This is a genomic window from Micromonospora aridisoli, from assembly GCF_056150025.1.
In genome coordinates, this window is sequence record NZ_JAXCFK010000019.1 from 41593 (window position 1) to 66990 (window position 25398).

Consider the following 25398-nt stretch of genomic DNA (forward strand, 5'->3'; position numbering starts at 1 on the left):
CGGTCGTTGAGCCGGCGGGCACGTCACGGTCTTTGCCGCATTGGTACACCCGGTGGCTCCCGCCTGGACACCGGCGCGCCTTATCCTCCGACGGTCTACTCCCTCGGAGGCCGCTTACATGCAGCGCAGCAGAAGTACACGACTACTCACAATTCCGGGCGTACTGGCCACCGCCACCGCGCTCATCCTGTCCAGTGGCACCACCGCCTACGCGGATCCGGTGTCCACGACGCCGTTCATCAGTGAGATCCACTACGACAACGTCGGCACGGACACCGGCGAGGCGATCGAGATCGAGGCGCCGGTCGGCTTCGACCTGACCGGCTGGCAGATCGTCCTCTACAACGGCGCCAACGGCGCCGCGTACGGCACCCGGACGTTGAGCGGTGTGGTGCCGGCCGCGGGCGTGGTCGTCGAGACGTACCCGACGGACGGCATCCAGAACGGGTCCCCCGACGGCGTCGCGCTCGTCGCCCCCGGCGGTGACGTCGCCGAGTTCCTGACCTACGAGGGCACCTTCACCGCCGTCGGCGGTCCCGCCAACGGACGGACCGGCGTCGACATCGGCGTGCAGGAGACCACCTCGACCCCGGTGGGTCACTCGCTCCAGAAGATCGACGGCAGCTGGCAGGCCCCGGCCCCGCACACCTTCGGGGTGCGCAACGCCGCGTCGGACCCTGATCCGGATCCCGATCCCGACCCGACCGGCTGCACCGTCACCGTCGACCACAGCATCGCCCAGGTGCAGGGCACCGGTGCCGCCACGCCGGTCGCCGGCACCCGGGTGACCGTCGAGGGCATCGTCACCGCCGACCACCGCAGCGGCGGCTACAACGGGGTGTACGTGCAGACTGCGGGCAGCGGTGGGGAGCGCCCCGTCGCCGCCGGCACCGCCTCCGACGGCATCTTCGTCTACCTCACCACCAACACCGCGAACCACCCGTCGGTCGCGATCGGCGACCGGGTCCGGGTGAGCGGCACGGCGAGCGAGTTCAACGGCCTCACCCAGCTCACCATCGCGGCCCGGACCGACGTCCAGGTCTGCGAGCAGGGCGCACCGCTGCCCGCCCCGGTTCCGGTCGAGTTCCCGCTCGACGAGGCCGCCCGCGAGTCGGTCGAGTCGATGCTGGTGGCGCCGGTCGGTGCCTACACCGTCTCGGAGGTGTACAACACCAACCGGTACGGCGAGGTGGCGCTCGCCGCCGGTGACAAGCCGGCGCGTACTCCGACGGACGTGGCCCGCCCCGGCTCCGACACCGCCCAGGCCCTGGCCGTCGAGAACAAGCTGCGCCGCCTGCTGGTGGACGACGGCAGGACGACGAACCTGGCCACCGCCGGTCTGCTGCCGCCGTACGTCTCGCCGAGCAGCCCACTGCGGGTCGGTGACTCGGTGGAGGCGTTCGGCCCGTCGGTGCTGTCGTACGGCTTCAACGAGTGGCGTCTCCAGCCGACCCGCCCGGTCGACGCGGACACCTCGTCGGCCGCCCGGACCACCTTCAAGGCCACCAACCCGCGTACCGCCGGCCCCGTTGACGTCGGCGGCGACCTGCGGGTGGCCAGCTTCAACGTGCTGAACTACTTCGTCCACTTCGGTGGCGACGCCCGGGGTGCCGCGGACGAGGCAGCGCTGGCGAAGCAGGAGGCGAAGATCGTCTCGGCGATCAGCGCGCTCGACGCCGACGTGGTCGCGCTTCAGGAGATCGAGAACTCGGTCCGGTTCAACACGGCGGACCCGCACCAGGCGCTCAAGCGCCTGGTCGCCGCCCTGAACACCAAGGACGGCGCGGGCACCTGGGACTACGTGCGCAACCCGGCCGAGCTGCCCGCCCCGACCCAGCAGGACGTCATCACCGGGGCGATCATCTTCAAGCCGGCCAAGGCGCAGCCGAAGGGCGCGTCGCGGTCGGTGAACGACGAGAGCGTCTGGTTCAACGCCCGCGAGCCGATCGCGCAGACCTTCACCGCCGGCTCGATCGACTTCGTGGTGGTGACCAACCACTTCAAGTCCAAGAGCGGGGCGGGCAGCGGCGACAACGCCGACTCCGGGGACGGTCAGGGCGGCTGGAACGGCGACCGGGTCCGGCAGGCGACCGCGCTGGCCGCCTTCGTCGACCAGGTGAAGGCCGACAGCGGCACCTCCGACGTGATCCTGCTGGGTGACTTCAACTCGTACACCCAGGAGGACCCGATGCAGGTCCTCTACGGCAAGGAGTACCGCAACCTCAACGACACCGGGAAGGCCAGCTACGTCTTCAACGGTGAGTCCGGCTCACTCGACCACGCGCTCGCCTCGCCGTCGCTGGCGTCGCGGGTCACCGGGGTCGACGTCTGGCAGATCAACGCGGTCGAGTCGTACGCCTTCCAGTACGACGGGCTGGCCGCCTTCTACGCGCCGGACCCGTACCGCGCCAGCGACCACAACCCGGTGGTGGTGGGCATCGACACCGGGGCCGGCACCGGCCCGGTGGACCTGCAACTGCTGAGCATCAACGACTTCCACGGCCGGCTGGAGTCCCCGGCCACCGTGGGCGGCCAGCCGGTCGGCGGCGCCGCTCAGGTCGCCGGCCTGGTGAACCAGTTGCGGGCGGAGAACCCGAACACCGCGTTCGTCTCCGCCGGTGACAACATCGGCGCCTCCACCTTCATCTCGGCGATCGACGACGACAACCCGACGATCGACGCGCTGAACCAGATGGGCCTGCTCGTCTCGGCGGTGGGCAACCACGAGTTCGACAAGGGCATGGCGGACCTCACCGACCGGGTGATCCCCCGGGCCGACTTCCCGCACCTGGGTGCCAACGTGTACCGGGGGGACGAGCGGGCCCTGCCGGCGTACTCGGTGCACAACATCGGAGGCGTGCAGGTCGGCTTCATCGGCGTGGTCACCGAGCAGACCGGTTCGCTGGTCTCTCCGGGCGGCATCGCCGGCATCACCTTCCGTGAGCCGGTCGCCGAGGCCAACGCCGTCGCCGGTCAGCTCAAGGACGGCGACCCGGCCAACGGCGAGGCCGACGTGGTGGTGCTGCTCACCCACGAGGGAGCCGCGACGGAGAACATCGATTCCCCCGAGGCGCTGGCGAGCGACCCGGTCTTCGGCAAGTTCACCCGGGCCGACGCCACCATCGACGTGATCTTCAGCGGTCACACCCACCAGCCGTACGCCTTCGAGGTGCCGGTCCCCGGCACCGACAAGCTGCGGCCGATCGTCCAGGCCGAGGACTACGGCAAGCGCCTGGGCAAGGTGACGCTGACCTTCGACCCGGAGGCCGACACCGTGACCTCCGCTGACGCGTCCCTGGTGGACGTCGTCGGTGCGCCGCAGGACCCGGCGGTGGCCGAGATCGTCGCTGCGGCCAAGGTGCGGGCCCAGGAGTTGGGTCAGCGGAAGCTCGGTGAGATCACCGCCGACATCCGGCGGGCCTACACCGACGGCAACGAGGACCGGGGCAAGGAGTCGGCGCTGGGCAACTTCATCGCCGACGTGCAGCTCGCCGGCACCAGCGATGCCGGTCGGGGCGGGGCGCAGATCGCGTTCATGAACCCGGGCGGTCTGCGAGCCGACCTGCTGTACCGGACCGACGGCACGGTGACCTACGCCGACGCCTTCGCCGTGCAGCCGTTCGCCAACGACGTGGTCACCAAGACCTACACCGGCGCCGAGATCAAGCAGGTGCTGGAGCAGCAGTGGCAGCCGGCGGGCGCGTCCCGTCCGGTGCTCTGGCTGGGCGTGTCGAAGGGCTTCAGCTACACGTACGACCCGCAGGCCGCGCAGGGCTCGCGGATCACCTCAATGCGGTTGAACGGCACGCCGATCGACCCGGCGGGCAGCTACCGGGTGACGGTGAACTCGTTCCTCGCCTCCGGCGGGGACAACTTCACCACCCTCGGCGGCGGCACCAACCCGGTGACCACCGGCGACAACGACCTCACCATGCTGGTGAGCTACTTCGCCGCGAATTCGCCGGTGACCGCCGACACCGAGCCCCGCTCGTCGATCGGCCAGGGCGGGCCGGAGTGCACCACCACGATCACCGGCAAGTACAACCGGCCGCTGATCGTGACCACCGGCCTGACCTGCGTGGAGAACGCCACCATCGCCGGCCCGGTGTCGATCGCCGCGGGAGCCTCGCTGCGGGTCTCCGGCGGCACCATCAACGGCCCGGTGTCCGCCACCCGGCCGGTGCTGTTCGAGCTCTCCGGCGTCACGGTCTCCGGCCCGGTCACGGTGGCCGGCACCACCGGCGACCTGAAGATCAGCAAGGCTCGGATCAACGGGCCGCTGTCGCTGGTGGCCAACCTCGGTGGCGTACGGGTCGACGAGGCCGCCGTCAGCGGCCCGGTGAGCGTGACCGGCAACTCCGGCAGCCAGCCGGTGGTCGTCGCCGCGAACACCATCAGCGGCCCGCTGGCCTGCTCGGGCAACACCCCGGCTCCGGTGAACGAGGGCCGGGCGAACACGGTGCGGGGCCCGGCGTCGGGCCAGTGCGCGCGCCTGTGACCGGTAGGTGAAACCGCTGGTCCGCGGTCGGAACAGTCCGGCCGCGGACCGGCCACCGGTCGACCCGGTCGTCCCACCCGACCGTCCGTCGCATACCCCCCTGGGTATAGTCGATGCAGCTACCCGATCGGGACCGCATCTCCGCACCCCGGCCGGGTATGCAGAAGGCAGACGGAACCCGCAGGGCGTTGAGGAGCTGCGCATGACGGTGCAGGTGTCGGTCATCACGACCTCGTCCCTCGGCGACCGCAGCTACCTGGCCAGTGACGGCCGGGTCGCGGTCGTGGTGGACCCACAGCGCGACATCGACCGGGTGCTGTACCTCGCCGGTGCGGCCGGCGTGCGGATCACCCACGTGGTCGAGACGCACGTCCACAACGACTACGTCTCCGGTGGGCTGGCACTGGCCCGGGTGACCGGCGCGCACTACCTGGTGGCCGCCGACGACGAGGTCGGGTTCGACCGGGTTCCGGTGGTCGACGGCGACGTCGTCGAGGTGTCGGAGACGCTGCGGATGCGGGCCGTGGCCACCCCGGGCCACACCTTCCACCACCTCTCATACGTGGTCGACGAGGCCGTCGAGGGCGGCTGGCGCCCAGTTGGCGTCTTCACCGGCGGGTCGCTGCTGTTCGGCACCACCGGCCGCACCGATCTCCTCGGTGCGGAACACGCGCACGAGCTGGCCCACCGCCAGTACGCCTCGGCGAAGCGGCTCGCCGACCTGCTGCCCGACGGAGCACAGGTGTGGCCCACCCACGGCTTCGGCAGCTTCTGCTCGGCCAGTCAGGCCGACGCCCCGGACTCGACCATCCACCGGGAGAAGCAGGTCAACCCGGTGTTCCGGCTGGCCGCGACGGAATTCGTCACCGAAACCCTGGCCGGTCTGGACGCCTACCCGGCGTACTACGCGCACATGGGGGTGGTCAACATCGCCGGGCCAGCGCCGGTGGACCTCACCCCGGTGGCCCGCGCGGACGCCGCGCAGCTGCGGGATCGGACCGCCGCCGGCGAGTGGGTGGTCGACCTGCGACACCGCAAGGCGTACGCCGTCGCGCACCTGGCCGGCACCGTGAGCCTCGGCCTCGACGGGCCGATGTCGACCTGGCTCGGCTGGCTGATCGACCGGGGCACCCCGGTCACGTTGCTGGCCGAGACGCCCGAGCAGGTCGCCGACGCCCAGCGCGAGCTGGTCCGCATCGGCATCGACCGACCCGCGGCCCAGGCCACCGGTGCTCCGCAGCAGTGGGTGGACGACCCCACCGAGCTGCGGGAACTGCTCGTCGCCGACTTCCCGGCGCTGGCCGCCTCACAGGCCGGGAACCCCCCGGCCGGTCTGCCCGCCCCGCAGGTCGTGCTCGATGTCCGGCTGGGCAACGAGTGGCGGGACGGCCACGTCGAGGGTGCCGTGCACGTGCCGCTCCCCGAGCTGCCCCGCCGGCTGACCGACATCCCGGCCGGGACGGTCTGGGTGCACTGCGGGTCCGGTTACCGGGCCGCCCTGGCCGCCTCCCTGCTGGCCAACGCCGGCCGCGAAACGGTGCTCGTCAACGATCTCTTCGACCATGCCGAGCAGGCCGGCGTGCGGCTGGCCCGCGACACCTGACCGCACCGTCGCCGCCCGACGGCGTTGGTGATCGCGAGCCGCCCGGAGCCGGGTCAACCGGCCGGCGGCTCCGGCGGACTGATCGGCAGCAGGACGCGGAACACCGTGCTGCCGGGCACGCTCGTCACCCGGATGTCGCCGTGATGCTTGTTGACCACGATCCGGTAGGAGATGTCCAGGCCGAGACCGGTGCCCTCACCGACCGGTTTGGTGGTGAAGAACGGCTCGAAGATGCGGGGACGGATCTGTTCCGGGATGCCCGGGCCGGTGTCGGCGATCTCGACGATCAACCGGTCGTCCTGGCGCATGGTGCGGACGGTCAGCACACCGTCGCCGCCCATCGCACCGAGCGAGTTGTCGATCAGGTTGCTCCACACCTGGTTCAGCTCGGCGGCGTACGCCGGCACGGGCGGCAGACTCCGGTCGTACTCCCGGACCAGCCGGACCCCGGTGGCCAGCTTTCCCTTGAACATGACCAGCGTGGCGTCGAGCAGTTCGTGCACGTCCACCACCTGGTACGGCGCCCGGTCGAGCTGGGAGTACTGCTTGGCGGCGCCGACCAGGGTGGAGATCCGAACCGCCGCGTCCGCGATCTCGCGCATCAGCAGTTCGGTCTCGACGGTGTAGGTGAGCCAGCGCACCGCCGGTTCCAGATCCTCGGCGCCGACCGCCACGCGTACCCGCTCCAGCCAGTCGACGTCCAGCCCGCCGCTGATCAGCGTTGGTGCCAGCTCCCAGCCGCCGGTCAGGCCCTGATCGTCCAGCCAGTCGGTCAGCTCGTCCTCGGCGTCGCTGGTCGCCAGCGGTGACAGCGTCGGCGCCTTGGCCACCCGGTCGACCGCCTCCTCCTGGAGGCCCACCAGGGAGTGCAGCCGCCGGCCGTCGATCCGGCCGTCGGCGATCATGGCAAGCTTGTGCCGCATCCCAGCGATCCGTTCCCGCAGGCTGTCGGTGGCCCGGACCGCCGCGCTCGCCGGATTGTTCAGCTCGTGGGTCAGGCCGGCCGACAGGGAGCCCAGGGCCAGCAGCCGCTCCCGCTCGCCGACCAGCGTCTGGGTGTCCCGCATGCCGATGAACATGCCCTCCAGCAGGTGCATGGCCATCGGGAACCAGGTACGCACCGCGTGGCCGAACTGCTCCGCCGGCAGCACGAAGAACTCCGCGTCGGTGAGCGCCCACATGCTGTTGCGGTACTGCCGGTCCTCACCCAGGTACGCCTGGGTGGCACCGCCGTACACGCCGCGCTGCGCGGTGCGGCTGATCTCCACCTGGTCGCCGTGCACCGTGCGGCAGAGCCGTACCGTGCCGTCGAGCAGGACGAAGAAGCACTCCGCCGGATCGCCCTCGGCGTAGACCAGGGCCCCGGTGTCCCGCCGCTCGACCCGGCCCTGGTCGGCCAGCCAGCTCAGCTGCCCGTCGTCGAGCGACTCGAACAGGAACAGCGTCCGCAGGTCGTCGGCGGTCAACCGACGCGGTCCGGTGTCGGGATCCCCGCTGGTCACTGTGCCTCCAGGTAGCGGTGCACCAGCGACACGGCCATCGCGCCCTCGCCGACGGCGGAGGCCACCCGCTTCACCGACGCCGCACGGACGTCACCGGCGGCGAACACGCCGGGCACGCTCGATTCGAGATGGTACGGATCGCGCGGCAGCGACCAGCCCGGCGGCCGGCCTCCTCCGGCGACCAGATCCGGCCCGGTGACCACGAAGCCCCGCTCGTCCCGCACCAGCGTGCCGTCCAGCCACCCGGTGCGCGGCTCGGCCCCGATGAAGACGAACAGCCAGGAGGTCTCGACGTCCCGCTGATCGCCGGTCCGGGTGTCCCGCAGCGTCAGTCGTTGCAGATGCTCGCCGCCGGCTGCCCCCACCACCTCGGTGTGCGGGTGCACGGTCACCTGGGCGATGCGGCCCAGTTGGTCGATGAGGTACCGGGACATCGACGCGGTCAGGTCCGCGCCCCGGATCAGCAGGTGCACCCGCTCCGCGTAGCGGGAGAAGTACACCGCTGCCTGACCTGCCGAGTTGGCCCCGCCCACGATGTAGACGTCCTCACCCACGCAACTCGGCGCCTCGCTGGCCGCCGAACCGTAGAAGACGCCCCGGCCGGTGAACTCGGCCAGACCCGGCGCGCCGAGCATCCGGTACGACACACCGGTCGCCAGCACCACCGAGTGGGCGGCGAGCGTCTGGCCGTCGCTGAACCGCAGCAGCCGCGCCGACCCGGCCTCCTCCAGGCCCACCACCTCCCGCGCGCTGAGCAGTTCCGCGCCGAACTTCAACGCCTGCCGGCGGGCCCGGTCGGTGAGCTGTGCTCCGGAGACCCCGTCGGGAAAGCCGAGATAGTTCTCGATCCGGCTGCTCTGCCCCGCCTGCCCACCGGTGGCCAGCCGCTCCACCAGCACGGTGCGCAGTCCTTCGGACGCCCCGTACACGGCGGCACCCAGCCCGGCCGGCCCACCGCCGACCACCACCAGGTCGTAGAAATCCGCCGCCGGACTGACGTCAAGACCCACGAGGCCGGCCAGCTCCGCCTCCGAGGGCGCCACCAGCGCCTTGCCGTCGGCGGTGACCACCAGCGGGACGTCGGCCGGGGTGACCCCGGCCGCCGCGAGCAGCCGGCCGCCCTCGGGGTCGTCGGTCAGGAACCACCGGTACGGGACCAGGTTGCGGGCGAGGAAGTCACGGACCGCGAAGGACTCGGCGGACCAGCGGTGCCCGACCACCCGGATCTCGTTCGCCCCGGCGGCCGGGCTGGCCGCCCACGCCTCCAGCAGCGAGTCGACCACCGGGTAGAGCTTCTCTTCCGGCGGATGCCAGGGTTTGAGCAGGTAATGATCGAGGTCGACCAGGTTGATCGCGTCGATCGCCGCACCGGTGTCCGCGTACGCGGTCAGCAGCACCCGGCGCGCGGCCGGAAACAGGTCCATCGCGGCTTCCAGGAACTCGATGCCGGTCATCTCCGGCATCCGGTAGTCGGCCAGCAGCAGCGCCACCTGCTCGCCGCGTAGTTTCACCTCGCGCAGCGCCTCCAACGCCTCGGGCCCGGAAGCAGCACGAACCACCCGGTACCGGTCGCCGTATCGGCGCCGGATGTCCCGTGCGACCGCCCGGGAGACCGCCGGGTCGTCGTCGACGGAAAGGATCACGGGGTTCGCCATGGGCCCATGAAACCACGTCCGGGTTCCACCGCTGTTGCCGAAGACAACGGCCCCGGTGGCCCGCCGGTCGACCTCCGAGCGGAGGTGGGCGGCAGGGCCGGGCCGGTAGACTTCGACACCGGCCCTAACGGCGGGCGGTGTCCCAGACCACGGCGCGGTATCCCTCGCCGGTGTGGTTGAGCACGCCGACGACGAGTCCGCGATCGTTCATGAACTGGATGTTGCCGGTGGAGATCCCGTACCGCAGCGGACCGAGATCGATGAGTCGATCCCGGGTCCAGACCACGCCGCGGACATCCTGGCCTGGAGCGTAGACCTGACCGGCGATGCCACCGCTGTTGTTGATGGCTATCGCCGTACCGCTCTGGCCGCCGAAATGCACCTCGCTGAACGTGCCCCGGTACCAACGCAGCGGATGTGGACCCGCGGTCGGGTTGCCGACCACCTCACCGCGGAGGTTGACGCCCACCAGCGTGATTTCGCCCAGGTCGGTGAGGACTCCGTCCCGCCAGATGAACCCGTGCCAGGCGCCGCTGTCGATCTTCATCGAGCCGAGCACCTGGCCCCGGTCGTCGACGTGGTGAGCCATGCTGGCCTGCATGGTCGGCGGGGTCAGGCGGATCAGCCGACCGGCTCGCCAGAGGACCGCCTCACTGCTGGTGGCGGTGGTGGCGAAACCGGCCACCTCACCCCGATTGTTGATCTTCACTGGGTAGGTGTCGCCGCCGAGTCCGGGCAGGTCCACGCTGCGCCCGTGGCGCCAGAGGAACCCTTGGCCGTACATGCCGCTGGTCGGGGTGTCCCGGGTGCCGATCACCTCGCCCCGGTCGTTGATGTCCCCCGCCCCAGCCTGGCCGCGCACCGCGACCAGTTCGGTCGGTACGCCGTCACGCCACCGGACCGGACGGCCGTCACTGCTGCCGACCACCTCCCCGTGGCTGTTGACCGCGAACGCCGCACTTCTGCCGCCCAGGGTCCCCAGGTCGGTGAGGACGCCCCGATGCCACAGGAAGGCCCGGTTACCCCCGTCGGCGGTCTCGCTGTAGCCGACCACCTGGCCGGCGTCGTTCACATCGGTGGGCGTGCTCCACGCACCGCCCAGCGTGCCAAGATCCCGCCAGGCGACCGTGACCGGCACACCGGCCGGTGACGGAGTCGCCGCGACGGCCACCCCCGGCGCGACCAGCGCACCGACGAGGACTCCCGCCAAGCTCAGCCGAACGAACCGCACACGCTTCCCCTTCCGTAGCGGATCCGTACCGTCACTCTGCGCCACGGCGCGTTGGAAGCCCTCCCCCGCACGGCCAATCACCGCCTACGGTTTTTCCGCCATCCGTGAGGACGTCCATACACGACGGAAGCCGACCGGACTGGTAGCTGCGCTCAGGATGCCGGGACGGCGCGGAAGACGACCGTCACGCTGAACGACACCCCGTCGACCTGGTACGCGTAGCAACCCGGGCCGCTGACCGTCGTGGTGGCCGGCAGGTCGCTGTCCGGGTGGCTCAGCACGGCGTGGTGCCCGTCGTCGCGCGACTCACCGAGGTAGGAGAACGTCACCGTCGCATCGCCCGGCGCGTCGATCCGCGCCGCCCGTACCAGCACCGGCCCGGTGTAGCCGGAACCGATCCACCGGACCTTCTTCGTGTACGTGCCGTTCTGCTCCCGGTCCTCGTCGCGCAGTTGCAGGACGCCGCCCGGGAAATAGTCGGCCACCGGATACAGCGGGCCGGGGCCGAGCACCCGGTGCGCCTGGTCGCTGTCGGACCAGGGCCGGGGCTCGGTGACCGGGCAGGCGTCGCCGGGCCCCGCGGTGGGCAGCGCGAGCGGTGGCGCCGAGAACTCCCCCGGCGAGGTCGTGGACGCGGGTGTCGACACCGCCGGGGTGACCTGCGGCGGTCCGCTGTCGCAGGCCGCCGCCGACGCGAGCACCACGACCGCCACCACACAGGTCATCCTCGTCACCCTCGCAGTATCGACCGATCCCGTCGTCGCCGCCGCCCGGCTCGACCGGGACATGCGGCTTCGCGCCTCGGGGCCGCCGGTTCGAACCTGAACCGATCACCCGGATCGGGCCCGGTCGAGCAGCGCCCGTCGCTCGGCGTCGCCGTGCACCCGTTCCGCCGCCTCGCGGAACAACGCCGCCGCCCGATCACGATCACCCTGCCGGGCGGTGAGATCCGCCTCCACCGCGAGGGTCAGCGGATACCCGTCGAGCCCGCCACCGGCCCGCGCCTCGGCGAGCAGGGCCAACCCCACCGCGGGACCGTACGCGTACCCGTGTGCCACCGCGCGGTTCAGGGCGACCACCGGTGTCGGCTGGAGCAGAAACAGCTGGTCGTAACAGTCGGCGATCCGCCGCCAGTCGGTCGCCTCGGCGCTGGGCGCGGTGGCGTGGCAGGCGGCGATCCGGGCCTGCCACGCGTACGGGCCGGGCTGCGTCAACCCGGCGAGCAGGCGGACACCCTCGGCGATCGCCGCGTGGTCCCAGCGGGACCGGTCCTGCCGGTCGAGCGGGATCAGGTTGCCGTCGGTGTCCCGCCGGGCGGTACGGCGGGAGTGCTGCAACCGGAACAGCGCCAGCAACGCCACCGCCTCCTGCTGCTCCGGCATGAGCCGGACCAGCAACCGGGCCAACCGGATCGCCTCGGCGGCGAAGGCCGGTTCGCCGTCCGCGTCATACCCCTGGGTGAACAGCAGGTAGAGCACACCCAGCACCCCGGGCAGCCGCTCGGTCAGGGCGTGACCACGCGGTACCCGGTACGGGATGCCCGCGTCGACGATCCTCGCCTTGGCCCGGGTGAGCCGTCGGGTCATGGTCGACTCGCTGACCAGGAAGGCCCGGGCGATGTCGGCGGTCGGCACCGCGCAGATGGTCCGTAGGGTCAGCGCGACCCGCGCCTGCGGCGCGAGGGCCGGATGGCAGCACGTGAAGATCAGCCGTAGCCGGTCGTCCACCACCTCCTCGTCGGGTACCGGTTCCTCGGTCGCGGCGGTCAGCGCCAGCACCGCCACGTCACGCAGCTTTCGCCGCTCGACCGACGCCCGCCGCAGCACGTCGAGAAGTTGGTTACGAGCGACAGTCATGAGCCAGCCCGCCGGATTGGCCGGTACCCCGTCGACCGGCCAGCGGGCCAACGCCCGGGCCAGCGCCTCCTGCGTGCAGTCCTCGGCCAGCGTCCAGTCGCCGGTGATCCGGATCAGGGCCGCCACGATCTGCGGGTACGCCTCAACGGCCGTGGCCGCGACGGCCTCCGCCGCCGCGGCCCGACCCGCCGCCGTACCCCCGTTGCCGGCCTCCCGACCCGCCGCCGTGCCGTCGGTTCCGGCCGGTGCCGGCGGTGCCGCATCCACGGCGGCGTGCTCAGTCACTGCTCGAAGTCGGCGAACGGGCGAAGCTCGATGCGACCCGCCCAGGCCATCGGATGGGCCCGGGCGACCTCGATCGCCTCGTCCAGGTCGGCGCACTCCAGCAGGTCGAAGCCGACGATCATCTCCTTGACCTCGGCGAACGGCCCGTCGGAGACCAGCAGCTGGCCGCCGCGGACGCGGACCGTGGTGGCGGCCGAGGCCGGTGCCAGCTGCGCGCCCTGCAAGCGCCGGCCGGCGGCGTCGTTCTCCGCCACCCACACCTCGACGTCGGGGTGGTTGCGCGGCTCCGGATCGGGCTCCGGATCGGTGCAGACCAACATCAGGTACTTCACGTCAGGTCTCCCTCTACCTCGTCGTGTCGACTGTTCATCTGCGTGACGAACGGCGGTCGGGTGAGCGGACAACCCGCGACCAACATTTCCGGTCACCCCGGTTTCCCGAGGAACCAGCATCCGCCGTCGGCCGGTCCGGGTGGCAACCGACCCTGCACTCCGGCGCTCGTCACGGATGTACCGGTGACCCGTTGTCCGTACCGTCTACCGACGCACATCCGGCTCGGCTACCCGCTCGCCCAGGCGGCGGCGGACCGCCAGACCCGGGACCAGGACAGCAAGCGGAGGTCTCCTTGTCACGACGCGGTCGCCGAGGCCCGCTGCCCGCGCTCCTGCTCGCCGTCCTGCTCGTGGCGACCTCCGGATGCACCGGAGCCGAGAAGAAGCCGGCGCAGTCCGACGGCGACGCGGTCGAGGCGCGGCCCGATCCGGCGCTGCTGGCGCTCGGTGAGCTGCTGGACAAGGACGGCGCGCTACCGGTCGACCAGGCACAGCGGATGGTGGCCGGCCTCGTCGAACCGCTGCCGGGCGTCGAGCCCTGGACGGAGGCGGGATCGACCGCGCCGCCGCTGGCGGCACTGGCCCTGCGTACGGTCGCGCAGGCACTGCCCGCTCTCGAACCACCGGTCGCCGAGCGGATCAGGACGATCGTCGAGCCCTCCGCCGACGAGGAGGAACTCGTCCTCCAACCGGGTCAGGCGCCCGCACGTCGCGGGTCGACCACGGTGGCGCCCGCCACGGTGCCGTCGAACGAGGAACTGACCGGCCTGGTGGCGGGGGTCGTCGCGGACCTCGAGGGGCGGACCGGGCACCGGCTGCGGCTGCCGGTGCGGGTACGCACGGTGGCGGACGCGAGGACCGGCGGCGACGCCCTGATGACCCCGGTGGTCGACGCCGGTGGCAGGGCGCAGGCCTGTCGCATCGCGCTGCCGCGCACGCTCTTCTCCGACGACGACGACTCGATCACGAGCACCGTCGCGCACGAGGTCTGGCACTGCTTCCAGTACGACGCCGCGCCGCGGCGCAACCTCGACGGCGCACCACTGTGGATCGTCGAGGGTCAGGCCGAGTGGGCGGGCGAAGCCTACGTGGGCGGCTCCGGATCGAGCGCGGCGCGCTGGGACACCTGGCTGTTGCAGCCGGCGAAGGCCCTGACCACGCGCAGCTACGACGCCATCGGTCTGTACGCGGTGGCCGACGCGGCCGGGGCTGATCCGTGGCGGACGATGCTGCCCATGCTGGGTCGCCGGGGCGCCCGGGCGGTCGAGACGCTCTTCGACCGCACCGCAGTCCAGGCGGTACGCCGCGTCGCGACCTCGCTCGTCCGTTCACCCGAGCTCGGTGAGGTCTGGGAGTCCCGTGGTCCGGGGATCACCGACTCCCGCGTCGCTCCGGTCCTGACCGTCGCGGCCGTCCCCGTCGAGGCCCGCATGCGGGTGCCCGCCTTCGGCGCGCTGCCGGTACGGATCGCCGCGTCCGGTGGCGAGGTGCTACGCGTCACCGTCGAGGGCGGTGCGGCGGGGGCCGTCGCCATGCCGCTCGCCGGCACGGTCGAGCTGGCACCCGGTGGCGACGCACTGTTCTGCCTAACCGAGGGGGGATGCGCCTGCCCAGGTGGGGCGGCACGGCCGGGGGTGCCCCAGGCCGGACCGGGAGAGGGTGCCGCAGCCGTGGGGGCGACCGCCGCCGGTGAGGTCGCCGTGGTGGCCGAACTGCTCACCGTCGAGGAGTTGTGCGAGTCGGGCGGGCTCGTCGGCGAGTGGGTCACCGACGTCGCGAACGTGATGCGGGCGATGTCGGCGGAGTACGGCACGATGCCCTCCTGCAACGGGCCCTGGGTGGTCACGTTCACGGCGGAGGGTGGGTTCTCCGCCGGTTACCAGGCCACCTGCCGGGTTGCCGACGTGACGGGCCGGGCGACCGCGCGGTTCACCGGACGCTACACCGACACCGGGCTCACGTTCACCGTGTCGGACATCGAGGGGGACGGCTCGATGACGCTCGGCGGTCGCACCACACCCCTGCCCGGCGTCGACGGGTTCCGGACCGCACTCGGAAACACGGCCGACTACGTGATCGACGGCGACACCCTGACGTACTCCTTCGCCGCACCGGACGGCAAGAAACCGACGATCGTGCTCACCCGACGGTCCTGATCGCCCACCACCGTCCTCCCTTCGGCCTCCTTGCCGCCCGACGGGCACCGTGCGAGGGTTCCTGCGAGGGAGCGAGGTGGGGCGTGGGCTGGCGCGAGACGTACGACGCCGTGGCCAAGGTGCTCGCCCACCCCGCCCGAGACGACGAGCGGTCCCCGGTGGTCGTCCTGCACGGCTGCGTCGGCGCGGGCAAGACCTGGCTGCTGGACCGCCTGACGGAGCGGGACCTGCCCGCTCCGGTGCTCCGCGCCACCGGGCACGAGGCGGAGGCGCGGATCGCGTACGCGGGTCTGCACGAACTTGTCGCACCCGTGCTCGACCGGTCGGGTCCGGCGGTGGTGACGCTGCGGGCGGCGCTGCGGATGGATCGCGGCGGGTCGGCGACCCTGCGGCCCATCGCCGTCGCCACCGCACTGCTCGACCTGCTGCGCGGGCTGTCCCGGGCCGGCGGCGCCACCCTCGTCGTCGACGACGTGCAGTGGCTCGACGAAGCCAGCGTGTCCTGCCTCGTCTTCGCCCTTCGCCGACTGCACGGCGAGCGGATCGTCACGGTGCTCGCCGCGCGTACCGACGCTGGCCCGGACTCGGCGGCGCTGCTCGAACGGCTGGCCGGCGTCGCCACCCGGCTGCACCAGGTCGGTGAATGGTCCGAGGCGGAGTCGCGGGCGCTGCTCCGCGAGCTCTACCCCGGCCTGACCCGTACCGCCGTCGACCGGGTCGTCCGACTCGGTGAGGGTACGCCCCTCGCGCTGGTCGAACTCGGCGCGGCTCTGCTGCACGAGGGTGCCGCCGCGGCACCGCCGTCCACGATGGTGCTGCCGAGCCTGGGCCGTCGGATGGAGGCCTACTTCGGCCTCCGGCTGGAGGCTCTCGATCGGCGTCAACGGCTGGCCCTGTTGGTGCTCAGCCTCGACGACCTGCCGCTGAACCTCGCCGAAACGGCCCTGACCTCGGTCGGGCTCGGGCTGGCGGACGTGGCACCGGCCGAGGAGGGCGGGCTGCTGCGGCTGGCCGGCGGCGACCGGGTCAGGTTCCGGCATCCGCTCGTGCGCGCGGCGGTGGGTGCCCGGGCCGCACGATCCGAGCTGCGCACCGCGCACCTCGGCCTCGCCCGGACGTTCGCCGGGAGCGACCCGGCACGCGCCGCCTGGCACCGCTTCGCCGCCGGGGACGGGACACCCGACGAGCCGCTCGCCACGGCCCTGGAGGTGGCCGCCGGTAACGCGCTCGACGGCGGTGCCGTCTTCGAGGCGGTGCAGGCGCTCGCGGCGGCCTGGTCGGTCTCCGCCGAACCGGACACGCGACGCGACCGAGCCGCTCGGACGGCGGAACTCGCCTCGCGACAGGGCCGCCTGGAGATCGCCGGTGCCGTGGCGTACGCGATGGCCACCGAGGCGCGGACGCCGGCCGAGCGGGCGGGCTGGCTCCGGGTACTGCTGGCCCGGGACTTCCTCACCGGTTCGACGGACAGCCTGGCGTCCTGTGCCGAGGTCGTCGACGAGTTGGCGACAAACGATCCCGTCCTCGCCGCCGAACTGCTGGGCGCGGAGGCCGGATGCCTGTACAGCCTCGGCCGTCTCACCGAGGCCGAACTGCGCCTCGCTCGCCTCACGGAGCTGGTCGAGGCCGCCGGCGGCGCGCGGACGACCTGGGAGACGACGTTGCTGCGCGACATCGTCCGGGCCTCCCGCGCCGACCTGCAGAGCGTGCGGGCGCTCGCGGAGCCGTGGTGGCGGGCGCTGGACGACGAACGACTGCTCCGCTCGGCGTACCTGCTCATGCCGGCGGTCGCGACCCTCCTCGCAGCCGGCGCCGTGGCTGCGGCCGAGGAGCTGGTGGAACGCTTGGAGCGGGTCTGCCGAGCGGGCGGCGCCGCCGGCCTCGACGTGGTGCCGACCACCCTGCGGTGCGTACTGAACATCGAGCGAGGTGCCTGGGACGACGCGGCCCGCATCATCGCCATCGCCGAGGACCTGTACGGAAGCGGCGAATTCGTCGTGCCGATCGCCCACCTGCAGGTGCGCTTCGCCGCTCTGCTCGTGCACCGAGGGCGGTACGCCGAGGCCACCCGACGGCTCGACCTGGTTCGCGGGGTCGCCGCCCGGATACCCACCATCGCCCTGATGGCCACGTCGGCCGCCGGCCTCCAGGATCTGCTTCAGGGTCGGTTGACGGAGGCCGTCACGTCGCTGGCCGAGGGCGAGCGCGTCGCACGCTCCCTCGGTACCGCCCTGCGTGGCACCACGACCGTCGGAAGCGACCTGGTGGAGGCGCTCTGGCGACAGCGCCGCTTCGAGGAGGCCCGCGCCGCCGCGGACGAGTTCTGGCAACGCACCCGGTCCGACCCCGGTCCGGACGTACGGGCCGCAGCGTGGCGCTGCCGGGGCCTCACCGCCGACGCCGAAGCCCCGGCGCGGCAGGCGTTCGAGGTGGCTCTGCGCCTGCACGCCCGGGGATCGAACGTGCTCGCCCGAGCCAGGACGCTGCTCTGCTACGGGATCGTGCTGCGCCGCCGCCGCCGCAAGGGACTCGCCCGCGAACACCTGGACACGGCGCTCGCCCTCTTCCGGTCGCTCGGTGCCACACCCTGGGTGGCCGCGACCGAGACGGAGCTGGCCGCCTGCGGTCGACGCCGGGCCGGGCGGGTGGGGCTGGCGGGCGTCCTCACCCCCGGCCAGTGGAGCGTCGCCCGCGCCGTGGCCGACAACCTGAGCAACCGGGAGGTCGCCGAGCGCCTCTCCCTCTCGGTACGCACGGTGGAATATCACCTGGCGAACGCCTACCGACTGCTGGGCGTGGCCAACCGGGCGGAACTCGCCGCCCTCGTCCGCGCCCGCTCGTCCGAACCGGTCGGCCTCAACCGCTGAATCGGCGCGCGGTCGCCGCTACCCGGCGGGACCAGCGACGGGTCACGGTCGCCCTCGTCGGCGCGCGCGGGCGGTCAGCGTGTCGCTGTGGGCGATCAGGATCAGCAGGCCGGCGATGATCGCGGAGTTGACCAGCAGCGATTGATCACGAGCCGCGGCGGCAGCCATCACGATCGCGACCAGCCCGACCAGCCGCTGCCAGGAAATCCGGCCGTGCACCGCCAGCGCCAACAGGATCCAGCCGGCCAGGAAGAGCGTCGGCCCGGCGCCCATCGTCACGATGGCGACCGGGTCATGGTCGAAGGGCTCCATGATCATCAGCCGCGAGCCGACCCCGGTGGCCACGACGCCGGCCACCATCACCAGGTGCAGGTAGCCGGCGTACAGACCAAGCCGGCTGCCGGGTGGTCCGAGAGCTTCGATCGCGGAACCCAGCCGCATTCCCCCCCCGGTACCAGGTACAGCCGGCCGAGGCTGACCGCGTTGACGAACATCAGCGCGAACGCCAGGCTGCGGCCGAGGTCGAACCCTTGTTCGCTGTACGTGATGCCGGCGGTCAGGATCAGTTCGCCGAGGGCGATGATGAAGATCTGCTGGTAACGCTCGGACAGGTGTTCCCCGATGATCCGCAGGTCCTCCCAACTGGTGCGACCGAGCGCGGGCGTCGGCCAACGCAGGCGCGCAATCGAGAAGTCCAGCACCACCGCCGCCGTCCAGAGGGCCACCTGGGTCGGCCCGCCGAACGCACCCACGATCCACAACACCCCGGAGACACCGAACCAGATCGCCACCCGCAGCGTCCGCAGTTGCACCGGGTGGCCACGCAGGGCCGGCAGCAGCAGTGCGGCCCGCCCCAGATGGATCGCCACGTACGCACCGGCGAACACCAGCGCGTGTCCGGCGTACGCGGTCGGCGCCGTGGCGGCCATCAGCATCCCGCCGAACATCACCCAGAGCTGGACATCCTCGCCCCCCGCTTCCGGTGACCGCCTCAGTCGTACCACCGGCAGGTGCCGCTCTGGAGGCGAACAGCGAGGTCGAAGCGGCGTCACCGCCCGGGTTGGCCGACCGCGGGCAGACCCCACCGGGCCAGGCGCATTAACCTCGGGCCGATGCAGCACCTCCCCGCCGGGCGGGCCACGCTCACCACGGCCGAACGCGCGATCGATCTCCGCTTCCAGGCGTGGCTGGCCCGGCTACCGCGTCGCGGGCCGGCCGGGTGGCTGACCGAGTTTCTGGTCTTCGGGCTCAAGCAGGCATGGGCCTGCGTGTTCGGTGCGGCCATGCTGGCGGTCATCTGCGCGGCGCACCTGTGGTATCCGGACGACGCCGCCTTCGCCCGCAACGATGTCCTCACCGTCGCTGCCGTCGCCATCCAGGTCGCGATGGTGGCCGGGCGTCTGGAGACCCTGCGCGAGCTGCGGGTGATCATCCTGTTCCACCTCGTCGGCACGGTCATGGAGCTGTTCAAGACCCACATCGGTTCGTGGACCTACGATCCCGACGGGCTGCTCCGGCTCGGTGGGGTGCCCCTGTTCAGCGGGTTCATGTACGCCGCTGTCGGCTCGTACCTGGTCCGCGTGCACCGGTTGTTCGACCTGCGCTTCACCCGGTATCCGAAACGCTGGCTGACGGCCGTGGTGGCGGTGGCGATCTACCTCAACTTCTTCGCCAACCACTACGTGCAGGACGTGCGGTGGCTGCTCGTCGCGGTCGTCGCGCTCGTGTTCGGGCGCTGCGTCATGCACTTCCGCATATTCCGGGCCCGGTGGCGGATGCCGCTGCTGGTGGCCTTCCTCCTCGTCGCCTTCTTCATCTGGCTCGCGGAGAACATCGCCACCTGGTCGAACGCCTGGCTCTACCCGAGCCAGGCGGACGGTTGGCACCCGGTGTCGCTGACGAAACTGACGTCGTGGTTCCTCTTGATGATCATTTCGGTGGTGCTGGTCACCTGGATCTCCCCGCCGCAGCCGCCCGACGACCGGCAGCCGCCCAGCCGGACCGATGAGGGGGTGTCCGGTCCGGTACCGGCCGGCGGTCCGAATCGGTGAGGCCGACCACGGGCTCGCTCGACCTGCTCAGCCCTGGCGGCTCTTCCACTGCGGGTTCACCCGGTTCACCACGACCACCCGGCCGCGTCGGCGCACCACGGTTGAGCCCGGCTTCCGCTTCATCGACCGGAGGGAGCTGCGTACCTTCATGTCCGTTTTCCTCCTCGGCTCGGCTGGAACTCGTGCCGTACGCAGGAGAGAACGTCGACCTCGATGGTGGGATTCCCGGTCCCCGGCGCGGTCGACCCGCGCCCCTCACGGCCGGGCGAGTTCGGCGACCCGGGCGGCGCGCGGGTTGACCAGCCACTGGCCGGCGACGTGCACGGTGGGCACCGTTTCGTTGCCGTCCGCGACGGCCCGTACGGCGGCAGCGGCCTCGGGATCGGCCCAGATGTCGATCTCGGTGAAGGTCACCTTCCGGCGACGCAGCCCGCGGCGCAGCAGGAAACAGTAGGGGCAGCCGGGCCGGGCGTAGACGGTGACCGCCAACTGACCGCGTCCGTCGGCGTTCACGCGGGTTCCTCCCGGATGGGCGGCCGCACGGCGGTGCCCCTGACGTGCGGTGCGGCCGGGCTGGTCGGGCCGTTCGGGGGAAAACGGAAATGATCGAGGTGTTCGACCGCGAACCCGGCGGAGACGATGGCCGCGACGGTGTCGCGGCCGGTGTGACAGCCGCCGAAGAGTCGAGGCCAGAGGGTGGCGTCGGCGAGGCGCTGCGTCCGGCGCAGCAGGCCGGGTCGCTCGGCGATGACGTGCTCCAGGAAACGCAACTGGCCGCCGGGGCGCAGCACGCGGCGTATCTCGGTCAACGCCCTCGTCTGGTCGACCACGCTGCACAGCACGAGCGCCGCGACGGCGGCGTCGAACTCTCCGTCTGCGGCGGGCAGCGCCTCGGCGAGCCCGTCGACCACGCGGATCGGCACGGGAGCCCGGCCTGCGGCGGCCTCAGCGGCGGCGCGCAGACGGGGCTCGGGCTCCACCGCAAGCACCTCGGTGACCTGGGGCGGGTAGTGGGGGAACATGCGCCCGTTGCCCGCCCCGATCTCGATCACTCGGCCGTGCAGGCCGGCCGCGAGCGAGCGCCGGTGCTCGGCGGTGCCGGCACAGTCCATCGCGACGCTGAGCTTCTGGTAGACCCGGGCGAACACCGGGTGCGACTTTCCCGCCATCGTCTGCCCACTCTACGTCCGGCCACCAGACAGGCCCTCGCGCCGACGCTACCGGCCGGCTGTGGGCATCGGTTCGATCGCCAGCAGGGCGGCGAGTTGCCGCAGGACCTGGGGCCGGGCCCGGTAGTAGACCCAGGTACCCCGCCGTTCGGCGTCGACGAGACCCGCCTCGCGCAACGTGCGCAGGTGGTGCGAGATCGTCGGCCCGGTCAGGTCGAAGGCCGGGGTCAGGTCGCAGACGCACACCTCGCCGTCCTCGGCGGAGGCGATCATCGACATCAGTTGCAGCCGGACCGGGTCACCGAGGGCCTTGAACGCGGGCGCGAGCGCCGCGGCGGTCTCACTTGAGACCCGCTGCTGCGCCAGGGGCGGGCAGCACGGGGCAGCGGTGAGATCGATGGAAAGTGGCACCGCCCGCTTCGACATGACTCTAGGTTGACATTTGTCTAAGCAGCGTGCAAGTCTCTGTTTCGAAGAGCATCGAGACAGCGCCTCGACGTCACCCACCGAGGGGCCGGCACGCCCGGCTGTTTCGACAACCATCGAACGCGAGGAGTACGTGATGAGCGATCTGGACCAGCTGCCCGTCGCCGTCATCGGGGCCGGGCCGGTCGGCCTTGCCGCCGCTGCCCACCTGCACGAGCGCGCCCTACCGTTCACCGTCCTGGAGGCGGGGGACGGCGCCGGAACCTCCGTGCGGCAGTGGGCCCACGTCCGCGTCTTCTCCCCCTGGCGGTACAACGTCGATCCGGCGGCCCGCCGCCTCCTCGACGAGGCCGGCTGGGTCGCGCCCGATCCGGACGCCCTGCCGACCGGCGCCGATCTCGTCGAGAGTTATCTGCAGCCCCTCGCGGACCTGCCGCAACTCAAGCCACACCTGCGCTACGGCGCCCGGGTCGCGGGGATCAGCCGGCTCGGGTACGACCGGCTGCGTACCGCCGGCCGCGAAGCCGCTCCCTTCCTGCTGCGCCTCACCGACGGCCGCGAGGTCCTCGCCCGAGCCGTCATCGACGCCTCCGGCACCTGGGGCACCCCGAACGTGCTCGGCGCCTCCGGCCTGCCCGCACACGGCGAGGCCGGAGCCACCACCCACCTGGAGCATGCGCTGCCGGACGTCCTCGGCACCGACCGGGAACGTTTCGCCGGCCGACACACGCTGGTCGTCGGCGCCGGGCACTCCGCCGCCAACACCCTGCTGTCGCTGGCCGAACTCGCCACCACCGCGCCCGGCACCGAGGTCACGTGGGCCATCCGATCGCTGTCACCCACCCGTACCTACGGCGGCGGGGACGCCGATGCGCTACCCGCCCGTGGCGCACTCGGTTCCCGCCTGCGCGGGCATGTCGACGCCGGGCGCATCCGCCTGCTGACCGGGTTCTCCGTGCACGCCATCACTCCGGTCGATGGCCGGGTGGCGGTGGCCGTCCGACGCACCGACGGCGCTCAGGAGCAGGTCACGGTGGATCGGATCGTGGCCGCCACCGGCTTCCGACCCGACCACTCCATCGCCGCCGAACTCCGCCTGGACCTCGATCCGGTCATGGGCGCCACCCGCGCTCTGGCACCGCTGATCGACCCCAACGAACACTCCTGCGGCACCGTCCCCCCGCACGGCGTCGACGAACTCGCCCACCCGGAGCCCGGCTACTACGCCGTCGGCATGAAGAGCTACGGTCGCGCGCCCACCTTCCTCATGGCCACCGGCTACGAACAGACCCGGTCCGTGGTCGCCGCCCTCGCCGGCGACTGGCAGGCTGCTCGCGACGTGCAGCTCGACCTGCCTGAAACCGGAGTCTGCAACAGCAACCCCGCCGAGTCGGTCGACGGCGACAACTGCTGCGGCCCGGCCACCGAGCCGACCGGTAAGGGCCTCGCCACCGGTATCAGCGGCGGCCTGCTCGCCACACCACTGAGCCCGGTCAGCACCGACGCACCGGCTGGTGACCGGACCGGAGGCTGTTGCGGCGGCTGAGCGCCGCCGATGAGTCGAGTGCCCGGCGGATGATCTGGAGTGCCTGCTCCGCCGGGGGCAGACCGGCCTCGCTGACCACCCGGCCGTCCACGATGATCGCTCCGTACCCGGTGCCTCGGACCAGGTCCCGCAGTAGGGCCCGCCAGGGCCGCCGGTGCCGGCGACCGTCGCGCACGATCGCCGGCAGGAGGAACAGCGTGTTACGGGGATCGACGATCTCCACCGCGATCTCGGGTGGTAGACCGGCTCGCACCGCCAGGTAGACCTCGCCCAGCGGCCGCTGGTCGGCGCGCTGGCGGGTCAGCGTGGGATCCGCGTGCCGGCCTTCGCCGCAGATGCCGGCATCGCCGCTGCAGCAGCCGGAGCCGGCCCGGGCCGCGTCCCAGGGTCGGATCAGCAGGACGCGGTGCCGGGCCATCAGCGGCGATCGTCGCCGGCACCGGCGGCCTCGACCACCTGCGGCGACTCGTCGACCGGGTCGGGCTCGGTGGCGCCTGCTCCGGCGTCCGGGTCCGGCCCGGAGTCCGCTTCCGATGCGGCGGACTGGCCACTGGCACGACGCAGTGCGAGCACCGCCTCCACGATCAGCCAGAGCGCGAGGACGAAGATGATGGCGTCCAACGGTGCCAGCACCCACTCGCCGGCCTCCACGAACTCACGCAACTGCACGATCAGCGCCCAGGTCGTCATCACCAGCAGGAAGACCAGCGGCACGATGACGGCGACCGGGTTGCGCCGACGGCGCAGCACCCAGACCGCGATGACGGCCAGGGCCAGACCGGCGGTGAGCTGGTTGGTGGTGCCGAAGAGTCGCCACAGCACGCCGAAGGTGTAGCCGGCGTCTCCTCCGCCGGGCAGCAACGCGAGGGTGAGCGGTGCGGCGATGGCCAGCAAGCCGGCCAGGGTGAGGTGACGCGACAGTCGCCGCCACCCGACGAGTTCGGCGATCTCCTGCACGATGTAGCGCTGCAACCGGATCCCCGTGTCCATGGTGGTGGCCGCGAACGAGATCACCACCACCGCCGCGAAGACGGTCGCGAGCTGGAACTCGATGCCCAGGTTCGTGGCAAAGCTGGCGATGCCGTTGACGAAGTTGCGGGTGGCCCCGCCCGACGCGTCGGCGTAGCTGGCGTACAAGCCGTCCCACTCGGCCCGGGTGGCGGCGACCCCGGCCGTGACCGCGATGATCGACCCGAGTGCGAGGCTGCCCTCGCCGATCGCCCCGGCGTACCCCACGTACCGGGCGTCGGTCTCCTTGTCCAGTTGCTTGGACGTGGTGCCGGACGCCACCAGCGAGTGGAAACCGGAGATCGCTCCGCACGCGACGGTGATGAACAGGAACGGGAAGATGCTCGGCGAGCCGGCCGGCACGTCGTTGAACATCGGCGCCACGATCCGGTCCATCCCGACCAGCACCCCCGCGAAGATCACCGCGATCGCGATGAACAGCTGGTGGGAGTTGATGTAGTCGCGCGGCTGCAACAGCAGCCATACCGGCAGACGCGAGGCGACGAAGGTGTACGCGAAGAGGATGATCACCCACAGGTTGCGCGTCTGCTCGAAGCCCAGTGCCTCGGCCAGCCCGGTGATCTCGATGGGGTAGAGGTTGCCCACCCAGATCAGGAAGTAGAGCGCGACCACGCCGATGATCGACGGCACCAGCGCCGCGCTGCGGGTGCGGTAGATGTACTGGCCGATGGCGATCGCGAGGGGAATCTCCACGAAGATCGGGATGACCGCGCCCGGGTACGCCACGAGCAGGTTGCCGATCACCACGGCGAAGACCGCGTTCACCAGAGTGAGCAGGAAGAAGATGATCAGTAGAAAGAGCGTCCGGGCGCGCTTGCTGATCACATCCGCGGCCAGGGTGCCGATGTTGCGTGCCCGGTGCCGAACCGAGACCGCGAGTGCGCCGAAGTCGTGTACGCCGGCCGCGAAGATGGTGCCGAGCACCACCCAGGCCAACGCGGGACCCCACCCCCAGAACACGGCGATCGCCGGGCCGACGATCGGGGCGGCACCGGCGATCGAGGTGAAGTGGTGACCGAAGAGCACATGCTTGTTCGTGGGAACGAAGTCCACTCCGTCGGCGAAGCGGTGCGCCGGGGTCACGTAGGCCGGGTCCAACCCGTACACCCGGTCGGCCAGGTAGCGCGAGTAGTAGCGGTAGCCGAGGGCGAACATCGCCATGACCGCGATGACGACGACGATGGCGGGCATA

The 25398-nt window shown here is 71.8% G+C and carries 20 protein-coding genes; 6 read left to right on the top strand and 14 right to left on the bottom strand.

Annotated features, from left to right (window positions below; translation table 11 throughout):
- Positions 1-118: 118 nt before the first annotated feature.
- Together SM447_RS27390 and SM447_RS27395 are read left to right on the top strand one after the other, a co-directional pair.
- Positions 119-4498, top strand: coding sequence for an ExeM/NucH family extracellular endonuclease (locus SM447_RS27390; protein ID WP_474575759.1), 4380 nt, complete (start codon positions 119-121; stop codon positions 4496-4498).
- A 202-nt stretch (positions 4499-4700) separates the two neighbouring features.
- Positions 4701-6101, top strand: a complete 1401-nt coding sequence (locus SM447_RS27395) for a rhodanese-like domain-containing protein (protein WP_474575760.1) — start codon at positions 4701-4703, stop codon at positions 6099-6101.
- A gap of 53 nt (positions 6102-6154) precedes the next feature.
- Here SM447_RS27395 and SM447_RS27400 read toward each other — a convergent pair whose 3' ends face one another.
- From SM447_RS27400 to SM447_RS27425, 6 genes are all read right to left on the bottom strand, one after another.
- Entirely contained in the window at positions 6155-7603 is a 1449-nt protein-coding gene (locus SM447_RS27400; protein WP_474575761.1) for an ATP-binding protein, read from the bottom strand.
- Entirely contained in the window at positions 7600-9258 is a 1659-nt protein-coding gene (locus SM447_RS27405; RefSeq protein ID WP_474575762.1) for an NAD(P)/FAD-dependent oxidoreductase, read from the bottom strand. The genes SM447_RS27400 and SM447_RS27405 overlap by 4 nt, the downstream gene beginning before the upstream one ends.
- A gap of 124 nt (positions 9259-9382) precedes the next feature.
- Positions 9383-10489, bottom strand: a complete 1107-nt coding sequence (locus tag SM447_RS27410; RefSeq protein ID WP_474575763.1) for a hypothetical protein — start codon at positions 10487-10489, stop codon at positions 9383-9385.
- 152 nt (positions 10490-10641) lie between these two features.
- Complete coding sequence (locus SM447_RS27415) at positions 10642-11214, bottom strand: hypothetical protein (RefSeq protein WP_474575764.1); 573 nt, start codon at positions 11212-11214, stop codon at positions 10642-10644.
- Positions 11215-11319: 105 nt separating this feature from the next.
- On the bottom strand, positions 11320-12630 hold the full coding sequence (locus SM447_RS27420) for an RNA polymerase sigma factor (protein ID WP_474575765.1): 1311 nt from the start codon (positions 12628-12630) through the stop codon (positions 11320-11322).
- A complete protein-coding gene (locus SM447_RS27425; protein ID WP_474575766.1) occupies positions 12627-12962 on the bottom strand; it encodes a YciI family protein in 336 nt (111 codons plus the stop codon). Before SM447_RS27425 ends, SM447_RS27420 begins: the two co-directional genes overlap by 4 nt.
- A 293-nt stretch (positions 12963-13255) precedes the next feature.
- On the opposite strand from SM447_RS27425, the gene SM447_RS27430 reads away from it, so the two are divergent.
- Complete coding sequence (locus SM447_RS27430; protein ID WP_474575767.1) at positions 13256-15118, top strand: hypothetical protein; 1863 nt, start codon at positions 13256-13258, stop codon at positions 15116-15118.
- An 83-nt stretch (positions 15119-15201) separates the two neighbouring features.
- A complete protein-coding gene (locus SM447_RS27435) occupies positions 15202-17985 on the top strand; it encodes a LuxR C-terminal-related transcriptional regulator (RefSeq protein WP_474575768.1) in 2784 nt (927 codons plus the stop codon).
- 42 nt (positions 17986-18027) lie between these two features.
- On the opposite strand, the gene SM447_RS27440 is transcribed toward SM447_RS27435, so the two are convergent.
- Together SM447_RS27440 and SM447_RS27445 are read right to left on the bottom strand one after the other, a co-directional pair.
- Positions 18028-18345, bottom strand: a complete 318-nt coding sequence (locus tag SM447_RS27440) for a hypothetical protein (RefSeq protein ID WP_474575785.1) — start codon at positions 18343-18345, stop codon at positions 18028-18030.
- Positions 18345-18932 carry a low temperature requirement protein A gene (locus SM447_RS27445; RefSeq protein ID WP_474575786.1) on the bottom strand — a complete coding sequence of 196 codons (588 nt, stop codon included), beginning with the start codon at positions 18930-18932 and terminating at the stop codon, positions 18345-18347. Before SM447_RS27445 ends, SM447_RS27440 begins: the two co-directional genes overlap by 1 nt.
- A 165-nt stretch (positions 18933-19097) precedes the next feature.
- Between SM447_RS27445 and SM447_RS27450 the strand changes: the two genes are divergently transcribed.
- Positions 19098-20036, top strand: coding sequence for a DUF817 domain-containing protein (locus SM447_RS27450; RefSeq protein WP_474575769.1), 939 nt, complete (start codon positions 19098-19100; stop codon positions 20034-20036).
- Positions 20037-20063: 27 nt separating this feature from the next.
- On the opposite strand, the gene SM447_RS27455 is transcribed toward SM447_RS27450, so the two are convergent.
- The 4 genes from SM447_RS27455 to SM447_RS27470 all read right to left on the bottom strand — a co-directional run bounded on the left by SM447_RS27455 (position 20064) and on the right by SM447_RS27470 (position 21631).
- A complete protein-coding gene (locus SM447_RS27455; protein ID WP_474575770.1) occupies positions 20064-20186 on the bottom strand; it encodes a 50S ribosomal protein L36 in 123 nt (40 codons plus the stop codon).
- 105 nt (positions 20187-20291) lie between these two features.
- Positions 20292-20549, bottom strand: a complete 258-nt coding sequence (locus SM447_RS27460) for a glutaredoxin family protein (RefSeq protein ID WP_474575771.1) — start codon at positions 20547-20549, stop codon at positions 20292-20294.
- Complete coding sequence (locus SM447_RS27465) at positions 20546-21205, bottom strand: class I SAM-dependent methyltransferase (protein WP_474575772.1); 660 nt, start codon at positions 21203-21205, stop codon at positions 20546-20548. The genes SM447_RS27460 and SM447_RS27465 overlap by 4 nt, the downstream gene beginning before the upstream one ends.
- A 48-nt stretch (positions 21206-21253) precedes the next feature.
- Positions 21254-21631 carry an ArsR/SmtB family transcription factor gene (locus tag SM447_RS27470; protein WP_474575773.1) on the bottom strand — a complete coding sequence of 126 codons (378 nt, stop codon included), beginning with the start codon at positions 21629-21631 and terminating at the stop codon, positions 21254-21256.
- Between the two features lie 136 nt (positions 21632-21767).
- On the opposite strand from SM447_RS27470, the gene SM447_RS27475 reads away from it, so the two are divergent.
- A complete protein-coding gene (locus SM447_RS27475; protein WP_474575774.1) occupies positions 21768-23177 on the top strand; it encodes an FAD-dependent oxidoreductase in 1410 nt (469 codons plus the stop codon).
- Here the strand turns inward: SM447_RS27475 and SM447_RS27480 are convergent.
- Both SM447_RS27480 and SM447_RS27485 read right to left on the bottom strand, forming a co-directional pair.
- On the bottom strand, positions 23125-23595 hold the full coding sequence (locus tag SM447_RS27480; RefSeq protein ID WP_474575775.1) for a hypothetical protein: 471 nt from the start codon (positions 23593-23595) through the stop codon (positions 23125-23127). The two genes, SM447_RS27475 and SM447_RS27480, sit on opposite strands and share 53 nt — an antisense overlap.
- Positions 23595-25397: a carbon starvation CstA family protein gene (locus SM447_RS27485; protein ID WP_474575776.1), complete on the bottom strand. Its 1803-nt coding sequence runs from the start codon at positions 25395-25397 to the stop codon at positions 23595-23597. Before SM447_RS27485 ends, SM447_RS27480 begins: the two co-directional genes overlap by 1 nt.
- Position 25398 lies beyond the last annotated feature (1 nt).